This window comes from Sphingomonas sp. P3_C5 (assembly GCF_056402635.1).
Genome location: NZ_JBFUHA010000001.1, coordinates 1,012,501 through 1,026,878 on the forward strand (window position 1 = coordinate 1,012,501; position 14,378 = coordinate 1,026,878).

Here is a 14,378-nt window from a genome sequence, read left to right on the forward strand (position 1 = left end):
ACATCAACCGAGATTCCGTTAGTAGTGGCGAGCGAACGCGGACCAGGCCAGTGCCTGGAGTTCAACTAGCAGAACAGTTTGGAAAGACTGGCCATAGCGGGTGACAGCCCCGTATGCGAAAGTGAGACTTCAGGACTCGAGTAGGGCGGAACACGTGTAATTCTGTCTGAACATAGGGGGACCACCCTCTAAGCCTAAATACTCGTATGCGACCGATAGTGAACTAGTACCGTGAGGGAAAGGTGAAAAGCACCCCGATGAGGGGAGTGAAACAGTACCTGAAACGGATTGCCTACAAGCAGTAGGAGGGCTCATGTGGCCTGACTGCGTACCTTTTGTATAATGGGTCTGTGACTTAATGTATCAAGCAAGCTTAAGCCGTTAGGTGTAGGCGCAGCGAAAGCGAGTCTGAATAGGGCGACTAAGTTTGATGTATTAGACCCGAAACCCGGCGATCTAGGCATGGCCAGGATGAAGGTGCGGTAACACGCACTGGAGGTCCGAACCGATTAACGTTGAAAAGTTATCGGATGAGCTGTGTTTAGGGGTGAAAGGCCAATCAAGCCGGGAAATAGCTGGTTCTCCGCGAAAACTATTTAGGTAGTGCCTCGGACGAATACCGCAGGGGGTAGAGCACTGGATGGGCTAGGGGGTCGCGAGATCTACCAAACCTAACCAAACTCCGAATACCTGCGAGTAATATCCGGGAGACAGACGGCGGGTGCTAAGGTCCGTCGTCAAAAGGGAAACAGCCCTGACCTACAGCTAAGGTCCCCAAGTCGTGTCTAAGTGGGAAAGCATGTGAAACTTCCAAAACAACCAGGAGGTTGGCTTAGAAGCAGCCATCCTTTAAAGAAAGCGTAACAGCTCACTGGTCTAAATAAGAGGTTTTGCGGCGAAGATGTAACGGGGCTCAAGACACGCACCGAAGCTTAGGGTTCATCGCAAGATGAGCGGTAGCGGAGCGTTCCGTACGCCTGTGAAGCGGCCTGGTAATGGGCCGTGGAGGTATCGGAAGTGCGAATGCAGACATGAGTAGCGATAAAGAGGGTGAGATGCCCTCTCGCCGAAAGACCAAGGGTTCCTGCGCAAGGCTAATCCGCGCAGGGTGAGTCGGCCCCTAAGACGAGCCCGAAGGGGGTAGTCGATGGGAACACGGTTAATATTCCGTGACCTGGTGGTGTGTGACGGATCTCGTGAGTTGTTCATCCTTATTGGATTGGATGGGCTTCGAAGAGGTTCCAGGAAATAGCCCCACCGTATAGACCGTACCCGAAACCGACACAGGTGGTCAGGTAGAGTATACCAAGGCGCTTGAGAGAAGTGTCCTGAAGGAACTCGGCAAATTGCCTCCGTACCTTCGGAAGAAGGAGGCCCTCACTATGCGCAAGCACTTTGAGGGGGCACAGGCCAGGGGGTAGCGACTGTTTAGCAAAAACACAGGGCTCTGCTAAGTCGGCTTCAAGACGACGTATAGGGCCTGACGCCTGCCCGGTGCCTGAAGGTTAAGTGGAGTGGTGCAAGCTGCGAAATGAAGCCCAGGTAAACGGCGGCCGTAACTATAACGGTCCTAAGGTAGCGAAATTCCTTGTCGGGTAAGTTCCGACCTGCACGAATGGCGTAACGACTTCCCCACTGTCTCCAGGACATGCTCAGCGAAATTGAATTCTCCGTGAAGATGCGGAGTACCCGCGGTTAGACGGAAAGACCCCGTGCACCTTTACTGCAGCTTCAGAGTGGCATTAGGAAAGAACTGTGTAGCATAGGTGGGAGGCTTTGAAGCGTTGGCGCCAGCTGACGTGGAGCCATAGGTGAAATACCACCCTGTTGTTTTCTGATGTCTAACCTCGATCCATGAAACTGGATCAGGGACCCTCTGTGGCGGGTAGTTTGACTGGGGCGGTCGCCTCCTAAAGAGTAACGGAGGCGCGCGAAGGTTGGCTCAGGACGGTTGGAAACCGTCTGTTAGAGTGCAATGGCATAAGCCAGCCTGACTGCGAGACTGACAAGTCGAGCAGAGACGAAAGTCGGTCATAGTGATCCGGTGGTCCCTCGTGGAAGGGCCATCGCTCAACGGATAAAAGGTACGCCGGGGATAACAGGCTGATAACCCCCAAGAGCTCATATCGACGGGGTTGTTTGGCACCTCGATGTCGGCTCATCACATCCTGGGGCTGGAGCAGGTCCCAAGGGTTTGGCTGTTCGCCAATTAAAGTGGTACGTGAGCTGGGTTCAGAACGTCGCGAGACAGTTTGGTCCCTATCTGCCGTGGGCGTCGAAATTTGAGAGGAGTTGACCCTAGTACGAGAGGACCGGGTTGAACATACCTCTGGTGTACCTGTCGTTCCGCCAGGAGCGCAGCAGGGTAGCTATGTATGGACGGGATAACCGCTGAAAGCATCTAAGCGGGAAGCCTCCCTCGAGATAAGATTTCATAGAGCCGTCGGAGACCACGACGTTGATAGATCGGATGTAGAAGTGCGGTAACGCATGGAGCTAACCGATACTAATTGCTCTATTTGCGCTTGAGAGTCCCACCATCAACGACAATTCTGGGTGACCAGCATTGCGGTGATTGTCGGATGATTGACAGCAACGCCTAATAAACAACTACGCCTAGAATTCAGGTAAAAGTGCATCGATTTTAGAACCGTTTTTCGCATCCCTTCATTGGGAAACCCGCACAGCTCCGGCTGTGTGGGGTGCTTCACCGGCTTCATTGCTTGGTGGCTATAGCGTCAGTGCCCCACCCGATCCCATCCCGAACTCGGCCGTGAAACCTGACTGCGCCGATGGTACTATCGCTCAAGCGATGGAAGAGTAGGTCGTCGCCAGGCATTGTAGCCGGTGAGCAGCAAAAAACGCATTCTATACAAGAACCCATTCACATGTTTCCCCCGCCTTTCAGCGGGTGGAGAACCTTGGCGCGGGGTGGAGCAGCCCGGTAGCTCGTCAGGCTCATAACCTGAAGGTCACAGGTTCAAATCCTGTCCCCGCAACCAACGACATTCGAAATCCCCCGAGGCGCAAGCTCCGGGGGTTTTTTGCGTTTGGGCTCCGCGACATTCCTCTCGGAGCGCGGCGCCGGCCGGCAAGCGCCTTGCGCGCTGCTCGAGATAGTCATAGCTTATAGCAATTCCGCGAGATCAAATCGCAAATGTTTCAGCGTGTTGGCTTGTCGCAACCTGTCTTCCGGCACGCCGGAACCGCTTCGAGTGCGACTGGCTTCGGTGTCGGCGCGAACGGGAAAATGGAGAGCGACCGTGAAGAACCGCCTTGCGTCTTGCGCTGTGATCGCCGTGATTGTGCTGTCAGCCACGGCCGGCGCCGCGGCGATCGGCCAGGTAAGTCCGACAGCCACGGTCGATCCCACCCGCGTCGTAGCGGCCCAACCCAAACCGCAGGTGGCTTTGCCGGATACGCCGGGTACGGGGGCTTTCCCGGCTCTCAAGGAAATGGTGCCGTCACTGCCGGATCACGTCATCTATCACCCGGCTGATCTGAATCGGTTGGGAAGCCGCAAGCTGGGCCTGTTTATCTGGGGCAATGGCGCCTGCTCGGATGATGGGGCGAGCGCTCGCTTCCATCTCGCCCAGATCGCCTCGCATGGCTATCTCGCCATAGCCCCGGGGAGGATCCTGAGCGGCCCTGGCGCTCCGCCGCCCGCCCCCAAACCCGCGCCACCACAGGCCGCGGCCGCGGGCGGCAAGCTGCTGACGGTCAAAACCAGTACTGCAGCTTTGCTCGCAGCGATTGACTGGGCCTATGCCGAGAATGATCGCCGCGGCAGCCCCTTCTTCCACCGGCTCGATCTCAACAAGCTGGCCGTGGCCGGGCATAGCTGCGGTGGGCTCCAGGCGATCGAAGCAGCCGCCGATCCGCGGGTCCATGCGGTTATCATCAACAATAGCGGCATCTTTGCTGACGGTACCAATCCGATCGCCGGGCTGAATGTCGACAAGACGCTGCTCAGGAAGCTCCACACCCCCATATTCTATATTCTCGGCGGCCCGACCGACATCGCTTATCCGAACGGCATGGACGATGTCGCGCGGATCGACACGGTGCCGGTGATGGTGGCCAACCTGCCGGTCGGCCATGGCGGAACCTTCTCACAGCCCAATGGCGGCGCGGTCGCCCAGGTTTCCGTCAAATGGCTCGACTGGCAATTGTCCGGCGACAAGGTCGCGGCGAAGGCCTTTGTCGGGAAGGACTGCGGCTTGTGCACCGATCCGCAATGGACCGTCGCCCGCAAGCGCATCGATTAGCTTCCAGCGCGCACCGCCGCGCCCGCCAACTCCACATCGACGTCACAAAAACAGCATTGCCGCGCCTTCTCAAATACGTTATGCAACATAACAATAAGAGGAGAGGCTGATGGCGACTGCAATTTCCCTTCGCGTAGCGGGCGAGTCCCGCGAGACCAGCGAATCCTTCAATCGCCTCAATCCCGTGACGGGTGAGATCGCGACCACCGCCTCAGCGGCGAGCGTGGCAGACGCGAACGCGGCCTGCGATGCGGCGGCGGCAGCTTTCCCGGCATGGTCGGCGCTCGGACCCAATGCGCGGCGCGCGCTGTTGATGAAGGCGGCCGCCGCGCTCGAGGCGAAGGCGCCCCAGTTCATCGACGCGATGATGGGCGAGATCGGCGCCACCCAGGGCTGGGCCGGCTTCAATCTGATGCTGGCGGCGGGCATCGTCCGCGAAGCTGCGGCGATGACCACCCAGATCAGCGGCGAAGTGATCCCCTCGGACAAGCCGGGCTGCATTGCGATGGCGCTGCGCGAGCCGGTCGGTGTGATGCTCGGCATCGCGCCGTGGAATGCGCCGATCATTCTTGGCGTGCGCGCGATCGCGATGCCGCTCGCTTGCGGCAACACGGTGGTGCTGAAGGCGTCGGAGCAATGCCCGCGCACCCATGCGCTGATCGTCGAGGCGTTCGAGGAAGCGGGCCTGCCCAAGGGCGCAGTCAACCTTGTCACCAACGCGCCAAAGGATGCGGCCGCGATCGTCGGGGCGCTGATCGATCATCCGGCGGTGCGCCGAATCAACTTCACCGGTTCGACAGCAGTCGGCAAGATCGTCGCGAAACGCGCGGCCGAGCATCTGAAGCCAGTGCTGCTCGAGCTGGGCGGCAAGGCGCCGCTGATCGTCCTCGACGATGCCGATCTCGACGAGGCGGTGAAGGCGGCCGCGTTCGGCGCCTTCATGAACTCGGGCCAGATCTGCATGTCGACCGAGCGGATCATCGTGGTCGAGAGCGTCGCCGATGCCTTTGCCGAGAAGTTCGCCGCCAAGGTCGGCTCGATGCCGGTCGGCGATCCGCGCGAGGGCAAGACGCCGCTTGGTGCGGTGGTCGATCAGAAGACGGTCGATTGCGTGCGTGGGCTGATCGACGATGCGCTTGCGCAGGGTGCGCAGCAGCTGGTCGGCGGGGATGCCAACGGCGTGCTGATGCCGGCGCATGTCATCGACAAGGTGACGCCCGAGATGCGGCTATTCCGCGACGAGAGCTTCGGCCCGGTCGTCGGCATCGCGCGCGCTCGCGGCGAGGCGCACGCGATCGAGCTCGCCAACGACACCGAATATGGTCTCTCGGCAGCTGTCTTCACTCGCGACACCGCGCGAGGTCTTCGTGTCGCGCGGCAGATCAAATCGGGCATCTGCCATGTCAACGGCCCGACCGTGCATGACGAAGCGCAGATGCCGTTCGGCGGCACCAAGGCCTCCGGCTACGGCCGCTTCGGCGGCAAGGCGGGCGTCGAGAGCTTCACCGAGCTGCGCTGGATCACGATCGAGACCCAGCCGGGCCATTACCCAATCTGATTTTCAGCTGTTTTTGAACGGAACCCCAATGACTGAAACCTCCCCGCTGGGCACCGTGGCCTATGACATTGTCGACCGCATCGCCTGGGTGAGCTTCAACCGCCCCGAGAAGCGCAACTGCATGTCGCCGACGCTCAATCGCGAGATGATGGAGGTGCTCGACCTCCTCGAACATCGCGACGATGTCGGGGTGCTGGTGCTCACCGGCGAGGGCACTGCCTGGTCGGCGGGCATGGATCTCAAGGAATATTTCCGTGAGACCGAAGCCAAGGGCCTCGGCGCGACCCGCCAGGCGCAGCGCGAAAGCTATGGCTGGTGGCGCCGGCTGCGCTGGTATCAGAAGCCGACCATCGCGATGGTCAATGGCTGGTGCTTCGGTGGCGGGTACGGCCCATTGTTTGCCTGCGACCTCGCCTTTGCCGCCGAGGATGCGCAGTTCGGCCTGTCCGAGATCAACTGGGGCATCCTCCCCGGCGGCGGCGCAACCAAGGTCGCGACTGAGCTGATGCCGTTTCGCAAGGCGATGTACCACGCAATGATGGGCGAAAATGTCGACGGCAAGACCGCCGCGGACTGGGGCCTCGTCAATGAGGCGCTGCCGCTCTCCGATCTGAAGGCTCGCGTGACTGAGGTGGCCAATGTGCTGCTGAAGAAGAACCCAGTCGCGCTCAAGGCCACCAAGGATGCGGTCCGCCGTGTCGGCATCATGAGCTATGACGATGCTGAGGATTATCTGATCCGCGCGCAGGAAGCCGCCAACAGCTATGACAATCATGGCCGCAAGGAAGGCATCAGGCAGTTCATCGACGACAAAAGCTTCAAGCCGGGCCTCGGCGCCTATGATCTCGAAAAGCAGCGCTGAGCCGGGATGAGGGTGGATGCCTTGCCGCTTGCCAGGTACGTATGCCAGGCATACAATGAGGCGAAAGCGGGGTCGCTTGCTCTTCCCCGCGATCACCTTGGGAGGGAAGGGGTGGCGCACGCATTCACGTTCCTGACCGACGCGGGCAATGCCGTCACGCTGGAGGCATTCGTCTGAGCGCGATCGAACGTTTCTCCACCAGCCTGGTGCCGTTGCAGCGGCGCCGGATGTTCTGGAGCGAGCTTGTCGCGGAGACTTTTCCGGGCATGACCGCCAATGTGCCCGAAGGAATCAAGGCGGATCTGGCGCGCTGGTCGCTGGGTCGTATCGGCCTCGCCCGTGCCCGCAGTGAGCGCGCCCGGGTCAGCCGGATCGCGAGTATCGACCACACGCACAACCTCGTCTTTCATCTGCAGCGGCGCGGTCGCCTCACCATGATCTGCGGCGATGAGGCTTTCACCGCCGGTGTCGGCGACATCATCATCGCCGATGATTCCCGGCCCTATGCGATCGATATTTCGGAGCGCAATGATTGCCTGATCCTGCAGGTGCCGGCGGCGATGATCGGCCCTGAGCTGTCGGCGGCTGGTTTCCACGGCCAGCTCCTTTCCGGCCAGGATCCCAATGTCGCCTTTCTGAAGCACATGCTGGAAGGCCTGTGGTGCGAGCGCGATATGCTCGATCAGGTCGATGAAAGCGTCGATGACGTGGTGGCCTCAGCCGCACGCATTGCCTGCAGCCGGCGATCGCTCCCGTTCCGCGAGGATGTCTCGCTTCAATCTCCCGTGAAATATGCGCTCAGCAATCTCAGCGATCCCGAGCTCAGCACGGCGACGATTTCACAGGCGACCGGCCTTGGCCCGCGTGCGGTCCAGAAGGCATTCGCGCGCTACACCGCGCTAACGCCGACCGCCTTCATTGCCGAGCGGCGGTTGGGGCAAGCAGCGGAGATGCTCAGCCACGGCGCGAACCACAGCATCACCGATATCGCCTTTGAGGTCGGCTTCAGCGATTCAGCGTTTTTCAGTCGGTGCTTCCGCCGCCGCTTCGGCGTGCCGCCCAGCCAATGGCGAGGCAAGACAGCGACCAATTGACCGGAGCCGGTTCGCATCCGTCCATTGTCGCCGTTCGCTCCAATCCAAGACCCGTTAACTTCCACCGCCTATACTTTCCTCAATTCCGCCGGAGACAGGCGGATATTTTGGGAGACAATAGATGGGCAAATCCTCGGCAGCATGGCTGCTCGCCTCGACCGCTTTAATCGGCTTTCCGGCCATGGCGCAGACCAGCCCTCCCCCCGCCGCGACCGCTGAGGCAGCCCCCAGCCAGGATAATAGCGGCATCGCCGACATCGTCGTCACGGCGCAGAAGCGTGCCGAAAATGTCCAGGACGTGCCGATCGCGATCTCCGCCTTCACCTCCGAGACGCTGCAGGAGCGCGCGGTTGGAAGCGTCGCGCAGCTCTCGTCCATCGCCCCGAACGTGAACCTCGATGCGGGCACGCCCTTTTCCGGCTCAACCGCAGTCCTCTCCGCCTATATCCGCGGGATCGGCTCCGATGATTTCGCCTTCAACATCGATCCAGGCGTCGGCGTCTATCTCGATGGCGTCTATCTCGCACGCACGGTTGGCGCCAATCAGGATCTGCTCGACGTCGAGCGGGTCGAAGTGCTCAAGGGGCCGCAGGGTACGCTGTTCGGCCGGAACACCATCGGCGGCGCGATTTCCATCGTCACGCGCGATCCGGGCCATGTCCTGAAGGTTTCCGGCGACCTCACCGGGGGCAGCTTCAACCTGCTTCAGGCGCGGGGTTCTGTGGATCTGCCGCTCACCGAGAACCTGACCTCGTCGCTCACCTTCGGCATCAAGACCCAGGACGGCTATCTCAAACGGATTCCTTTTCCCGATCAGCGCGCGAACAATACGCCGTCCTTCACCGCGTTTGACGCCGCCGGCTATCAGAGCGCGCAGGACGAAGGCGCGGTCAACAGCGGAAGCGTGCGCGGCAAGCTGAAATGGGATGATGGCGGTGCGGTCAAGCTGACCCTGTCCGCCGACTATTCAAGGGACAGGAGCACCTCGGCCAACAAAGTGCTTGGCATCTTCCCGAATGTGCCCGGAAATTTCGCCGGCACGACCAACCTGCCCGGCACCGCGCTTGATCCGAGCGGCACGACCGGCTTCAATTTCGCAGGCCTCTATAATTTCTGCATCGGCAGCACCTCGGCGCAAATCGCGGCGCGCGGTGCCCAGGCGCTTTGCGGCGTATCGGGCACTCAATTCAACCCGCAGTTCAAGGTGCCGAGCTATGCCAGCGTCAATGTCGATGGCAACGCGAGCAATGATCGCCTGCCATGGGACAGCCGCTTCCTGATCAGCGATCCGGATCGCAGCTATGCGACCGGCAACAGCTATTCGCGCCTCCAGAGCTGGGGCCTTGGCGCCACCTTTGATTTCGACCTGGCGCAGAATGTCGCGCTGAAATCGATCACGGCGTACCGCGCACTCCACTGGAACGCCGGGCTTGATGCCGATGGTTCGCCGCTCAATTTCCTGCAACTCAGCTTCAAGATGAACCAGTGGCAGTTCAGCCAGGAATTCCAGCTGCTCGGCAAGGCGTTGGACAACAAGCTGAATTATGTTCTGGGCGCCTATTATTTCAAGGAAGCCGGCGACCTCCACGATTATGTGACCTTTGCCGAGGGGCAGATCCAGGTCGATGGCCCGAACCAGCTCAAGACCGAGAATTACGCCTTTTTCGGCCAGCTCGATTATCGCCCGATCGATTGGATCGGTTTCACTGCCGGCGGTCGCTACACCCATGAGAAGAAGACATTCGAAGGCGGACAGCAGGAGCTGAACGGCTTCAACTACAAGCTGTTCGGGTGCTCGGACGTCAACGGCAACATTTCCCCCAACCAGGTCCTGCTGTTCGCGCCCATCACCTGCGCACAGGCGAACCAGTTCCCCGATCCCTCGAACCCGTTGCGGGTCTATACGCCGGGCACGAACCACAAGAGCTTCAGCAATTTCTCCCCGAAGCTCGGCATTCAGCTGCATCCTGACGACAGGATCATGGTCTATGGCAGCTGGTCCAAGGGCTACAAGACCGGCGGCTGGACCACCCGCCTGACCAACCCGCAGGGCAATGTCGCGCCGGACTTCGATGAGGAAAAGGCGACCACCTGGGAAGCCGGTATCAAATCGACGCTGATCGACCGGCATCTGCAGCTGAACGCGGCGGCCTTCAGCACCGATTACAAGGGCATCCAGCTCAACATCCAGGTCGGGACCTCGCCGACAGTCGCCAATGCCGGCAACGCCCGCATCCGTGGCTTCGAACTCGAGATGGTGGCGGCGCCGATCGATGGCCTGACCATCAACGGGTCGCTCGGCTATATCGATGCCCATTACACCTCGGTCAGCCCTGCGGCCACGGCGGTCGGCGGTGCCAACATATTCCAGGCGGGCACCCTGGTCGGCGAAGATCTGCCGAAAACCCCCCATTGGAAAGTCAATCTCAGCCCGCGTTACGAGGCGAAGCTCAGCAATGGCGGGTCGCTGATTGCGCTCGCTGACTGGACGCACACCTCCAGCGCCTGGAACGATACGCAGCGCACTTTCCTGTTGCAGCGGGCGGCCAGCGACATCGTCAATGCCAGCCTCACCTATAAGGAGCCTGGCGGGCATTGGACGCTCACTGCCGGAGCAACCAACCTCACCGACAAGCGCTTCCTGACCTCGGGCGGCTCCAATATCGCGGACGGCACGATCTTCGGGACCTATAATCCGCCGCGCGAATGGTATGCGCGGTTCGGCTTCAAATTCTGATCGTGCCGGGGATGGAGATTGAAGCGGCGCTCGTCGACGCGCCGGGCGGTGCCTTTCGGCTCGCCCGGTTGCGGATGGACCCACCCGGACCGGGGCAGATCCAGGTGGAAATCCATGCATGCGGCGTGTGCCATACCGATATGGTGATGCGGGACGGGGGCTTGCCGGTCCCTTTCCCTTGCATCTTCGGCCATGAAGGCGCGGGTGTCGTCGAGGCCGTCGGCCCCGGTGTCATCAGTGTCGAGCCTGGCGATCATGTGCTGCTCAGCTTCCACAGCTGCGGCACCTGCGCGGCCTGTGATGATCACCAGCCGGGCTATTGCGCCGAGTTCTTTCCCCGCAATTTCCTTGGCGTAACCGCACCCGGACAAGGCGGCATCTGGCGCGGGAGCGAAAAGATCGGCGCCAATATCTTCGGCCAATCGGCGTTCGCGACCTACGCATTCGCGCACATCGACAATGTCGTGAAGATCGACCGGGACCTGCCGCTCGCACTGCTGGCGCCGCTGGGTTGTGGTATCCAGACCGGCGCCGGGACCGTGCTTGAAACCCTGCGGGTCGCGGCGGGCCAGTCCATCGCCATCTTCGGCGCCGGTACGGTGGGCCTTTCCGCCGTGATGGCCGCGAAGATCGCCGGCGCGGGCCGGATCGCGGTGCTTGATCGCCATCGCCACCGGCTCGATCTCGCCATGGAGCTGGGTGCGACCGAGGCGGTCGACGATATGGCGGCGCTGGCCGGTCCTTTTGACCACATCGTCGACACCACCGGCGTTCCGGCGCTTGTCGGAGCCTGTATCGATAAGCTGGCGACGCGGGGCACCCTTGCGCTTGTTGGTGCCTATCCACCCGGGCAGACGATGGATCTCGATCCGTCCGCCATGATGAGCATGGGCCGCCGCATCGTCGGCGTCGTCGAGGGTGGTATTGACCCGCAGCTGTTTATCCCGCGGCTGATCCAATATTACAAAGCGGGCATGCTGCCGCTGGAAAAGCTCGTCCGCACCTATCCGTTCGCCGCGATCGAGGAGGCAGTCCACGCATCGGAATCGGGGGCGGTGATCAAGCCGGTCCTGCTGATGCGAGACGCCTGACAATCAGGGGGAATCCAATGCCGATCGATCCGGACATCCAGCTGATGCTCGAGCACTTCAGCGCCGCCGGCTTGCCGAAACCCGGCGAGACGTCAGCGGCCGAAATGCGCGCGGCCTTTGCCGGGGTCGTGACAATGATGCCGCCCGGGCCCGAGATGGCGCGGGTCGAGGACTATAAGGTCCCGACGCCTGACGGCGATGTCCGGTTGCGTCTCTATGTTCCAAAGGCACCGCCGCGCGCGTTGATGCTGCACATCCACGGCGGCGGGTGGACGCTGGGCGACATCGAATCCTCCGATGCGAGCTCCCGCACCTATGCGGAGCGGCTGCGCTGCGCGGTCCTGTCGGTGGAGTATCGCCTCGCCCCCGAACACCCGTTCCCGGCCGCCGTTGACGACTGCCTGGCCGCGCTGAACTGGACGGCGGCCAATGCCGCGCGGTTGCTGGGTCAGGAACTGCCGCTGATCGTCGGTGGCGATAGTGCCGGCGGCAATCTTTCGGCGGTCATGTGCCTCCTGGCCCGCGATGCCGATGGACCGCCGATCGCGGCGCAGCTCCTGCTCAACCCAGCGACCGACGCGGACATGGACGCACCGGCACTGTCCGCGTTCGAAAGCCCATTTCTCACTCATGACGATATGCGGTGGTTTACCGCTCAATATGTCCCCAATGATGAAGTGCGGCATGATCCGCGCCTGGCACCGATCCGGGCGACGAGCCTCGCAGGCCTGCCGCCGGCCTTTGTCCTGACGTGCGAATATGATCTCCTGCGCGCCGAAGGGGAGGCTTATGGCCAGCTATTGGCCCAGGCCGGAGTTGCCACGGTGACCAAGCGCTATCCGGGCGCTACCCATTCCTTCATTGTGCAGGGCCCCGGGCTGTTGCGCGGCCAGGAGGCTTTCGCTGACCTCGACGCCTTCATCAGCGGATTCGTCGCGCGCTGAAAGTCATGAGGGAGCAGGCGGACATTTCCGCTGCTCCCTCACGCCCCCAATGCTTATTTCTGCAGATATTTCTTCTGGACCAGCCGCGCCTGCGCGACCGCCGGAGCCGGCACACCCTTGGGCTCGGGCGAGAACCCGCCTCCCGCGGCCCCGAAGAAGAGGAAGCTGAAGTCGAACCCGTTCTGAGTCTGGGCGACGCCGTGACAGCCCTGGCAGCCGCCGCTCGACGTCAGCGAGCCTGGGCTGTTGTGATAATCGATTACGTTGGTCTGGTTGCGCTGGTTGGCCAGCACGCCTTGGGTGATCGGCGGAAAGCCGCGGAACAGCTGGATGCCTGGCTGGCTGCTTTCGACCACGATGTTGGCGAGATAGAAGTCGCGCGTGGTCTCGTCATTGGTCGGGATCGCCTGCACGCCGGTCAGCTTGTAATATTGCCAGACGAAATTCTGGCCGAAACCCGGAATCCTCTGCATCGCGGCAAGCGCCTGGCTGTTGACGGTGGCGACCTCGGGCACGGTCGGCACCGGCGAGGTGACCGGCACGGTGACGACACCATTCACGACCTTGGAGCCGGGAATGCTGGTGACCGCCCCCAACGGCAGCGACACACCCTTGGTGCCATAAGGATAGGCCTTGGGTGCGGTGGTGGAGAAGTTGATCTTGGGGTTGTTCACCGTCGTGCCGCTGGGCGGGAAGGTGGTTGTCGGGGGAAGAGCGTAGGAGACCGAATTATAGGCCGGCACGTAATAGACGCCGCTCGGCTGCCCGGTCACCTGGTTCTTGAAATCGTCGACCTGTTCGAAGGTCGCGAAGATGAAGGCGGGATAATTGGGCGTCTTGTGGATGATGTGCAGCGCGATCAGCGCATAGGGCACCACCTTGGGCACCGGATTAGTGTCGGTGCCGCTATAGGTGATCACATTGGCGACGTGGTAGCGATATTGCTGGTTCGCCGGGATCGAGGAAAGCGGGCGCCACGCGGCCTTCACTTCCACCGTCGTGGTCGGCAGCGTGATCCCCGGCGAGAAGTGGAATTTCGGGAATTGCGGGATCAGCGACTGGTAATTCTGCGCGACATAATTGGATTCATACTGGTTGGCCTTGGCCTCGAACAGCACTTGGGCGTCAGTGGCCGGGTTCGGGCCCGCCCCCGGCTGGGTCGGGAAAAGGAGGATATTCTGGCCGATCTGATTGGCCTCATCGAGATTGTTATAGGGGTTCCCACCCGGCACCGTGATGGTGCTGCACATTTGCGGGGGTGGCGGGGTAGGGGTAGGGGTCGGAGGCGAGACTGTCGTCACATAGGTGGGCGGAGCGCCCCAGGGCTGTGGCGGCCTCGGTGTCGCGTTGCCTCCGGATACATTGCAGGGGAGCAGTTCCGTCCGGTGCTGATAGGTCTCCCAGACCAGCGGCGGTGTGCTGCTGGTGCCCGTGCTCGCGAAACTGCCGCCGGGCACGCCGCGCGCACCAGGCGCATTGGGCGACACTGCCGAGATGAATTCGAGCCATGCGAACGTCGCCAGATCCTGGTGCGCGACATTGCCGTTGCGATAAATGTCGCCCGGGATCAGCGGCTGGGGATTGGTCATGTCAGCCGTCTGGATCGTCCGGCCGGGGGCGACTGTCGGTCCGAAGGGCGGCGGTGGGGGCGAAGATGTCTGAGCCATGGCCACAGCGGCGGCGGCCGCCAACGAACCTGCGCCAAACAGGAAAGTAACGGTTTTCAAGACGAGCTCCTCCCTTTAGAGAAATCTATAAGCACCTGTACTTTATGAAAAACTCGGGATGATCTTGGTCTATAAGAAGGCAGAAGCCCCGGCAATC

8 protein-coding genes, 1 tRNA gene and 2 rRNA genes (1 of these 11 running past the window's edge) are annotated in these 14,378 nt (G+C 61.4%); 10 read left to right on the top strand and 1 reads right to left on the bottom strand.

The annotated features are described in order from the left end of the window. From AC1DVS_RS04920 to AC1DVS_RS04965, 10 genes are all read left to right on the top strand, one after another. Positions 1 to 2,530: ribosomal RNA gene (locus AC1DVS_RS04920) — 23S ribosomal RNA — on the top strand; it begins 267 nt to the left of the window's first position. A gap of 192 nt (positions 2,531 to 2,722) precedes the next feature. Beyond that, positions 2,723 to 2,837 (top strand): 5S ribosomal RNA (gene rrf / locus AC1DVS_RS04925). A gap of 88 nt (positions 2,838 to 2,925) precedes the next feature. Continuing rightward, positions 2,926 to 3,002: transfer RNA gene (locus AC1DVS_RS04930), tRNA-Met, on the top strand. Positions 3,003 to 3,263: 261 nt separating this feature from the next. After that, complete coding sequence (locus AC1DVS_RS04935; RefSeq protein WP_478020743.1) at positions 3,264 to 4,268, top strand: hypothetical protein; 1,005 nt, start codon at positions 3,264 to 3,266, stop codon at positions 4,266 to 4,268. A gap of 109 nt (positions 4,269 to 4,377) precedes the next feature. Then, positions 4,378 to 5,826: an aldehyde dehydrogenase gene (locus tag AC1DVS_RS04940; protein ID WP_478020744.1), complete on the top strand. Its 1,449-nt coding sequence runs from the start codon at positions 4,378 to 4,380 to the stop codon at positions 5,824 to 5,826. Positions 5,827 to 5,854: 28 nt separating this feature from the next. Continuing rightward, entirely contained in the window at positions 5,855 to 6,688 is an 834-nt protein-coding gene (locus AC1DVS_RS04945) for a p-hydroxycinnamoyl CoA hydratase/lyase (RefSeq protein WP_478020746.1), read from the top strand. A 227-nt stretch (positions 6,689 to 6,915) separates the two neighbouring features. After that, positions 6,916 to 7,782, top strand: a complete 867-nt coding sequence (locus AC1DVS_RS04950; RefSeq protein ID WP_478020747.1) for a helix-turn-helix domain-containing protein — start codon at positions 6,916 to 6,918, stop codon at positions 7,780 to 7,782. 121 nt (positions 7,783 to 7,903) lie between these two features. Next, the gene (locus AC1DVS_RS04955) at positions 7,904 to 10,519 is read left to right on the top strand and encodes a TonB-dependent receptor (RefSeq protein WP_478020749.1); all 2,616 of its coding nucleotides are present in this window, start codon (positions 7,904 to 7,906) and stop codon (positions 10,517 to 10,519) included. 11 nt (positions 10,520 to 10,530) lie between these two features. Next, a complete protein-coding gene (locus tag AC1DVS_RS04960) occupies positions 10,531 to 11,610 on the top strand; it encodes an NAD(P)-dependent alcohol dehydrogenase (protein WP_478020751.1) in 1,080 nt (359 codons plus the stop codon). 17 nt (positions 11,611 to 11,627) lie between these two features. Further along, on the top strand, positions 11,628 to 12,554 hold the full coding sequence (locus AC1DVS_RS04965) for an alpha/beta hydrolase (protein ID WP_478020753.1): 927 nt from the start codon (positions 11,628 to 11,630) through the stop codon (positions 12,552 to 12,554). A 53-nt stretch (positions 12,555 to 12,607) separates the two neighbouring features. On the opposite strand, the gene AC1DVS_RS04970 is transcribed toward AC1DVS_RS04965, so the two are convergent. Next, positions 12,608 to 14,221 carry a hypothetical protein gene (locus AC1DVS_RS04970; RefSeq protein WP_478020755.1) on the bottom strand — a complete coding sequence of 538 codons (1,614 nt, stop codon included), beginning with the start codon at positions 14,219 to 14,221 and terminating at the stop codon, positions 12,608 to 12,610. Positions 14,222 to 14,378: the final 157 nt, after the last annotated feature.

Excerpts from the sequence above, each read along its gene's own strand:
- AC1DVS_RS04940 (WP_478020744.1), top strand. The coding sequence starts at position 4,378 with ATGGCGACTGCAATTTCCCTTCGCGTAGCGGGCGAGTCCCGCGAGACC.
- AC1DVS_RS04960 (WP_478020751.1), top strand. The coding sequence starts at position 10,531 with ATGGAGATTGAAGCGGCGCTCGTCGACGCGCCGGGCGGTGCCTTTCGG.
- AC1DVS_RS04970 (WP_478020755.1), bottom strand. The coding sequence starts at position 14,221 with ATGGCTCAGACATCTTCGCCCCCACCGCCGCCCTTCGGACCGACAGTC.
- AC1DVS_RS04950 (WP_478020747.1), top strand. The coding sequence starts at position 6,916 with ATGTTCTGGAGCGAGCTTGTCGCGGAGACTTTTCCGGGCATGACCGCC.
- AC1DVS_RS04945 (WP_478020746.1), top strand. The coding sequence starts at position 5,855 with ATGACTGAAACCTCCCCGCTGGGCACCGTGGCCTATGACATTGTCGAC.
- AC1DVS_RS04965 (WP_478020753.1), top strand. The coding sequence starts at position 11,628 with ATGCCGATCGATCCGGACATCCAGCTGATGCTCGAGCACTTCAGCGCC.
- AC1DVS_RS04955 (WP_478020749.1), top strand. The coding sequence starts at position 7,904 with ATGGGCAAATCCTCGGCAGCATGGCTGCTCGCCTCGACCGCTTTAATC.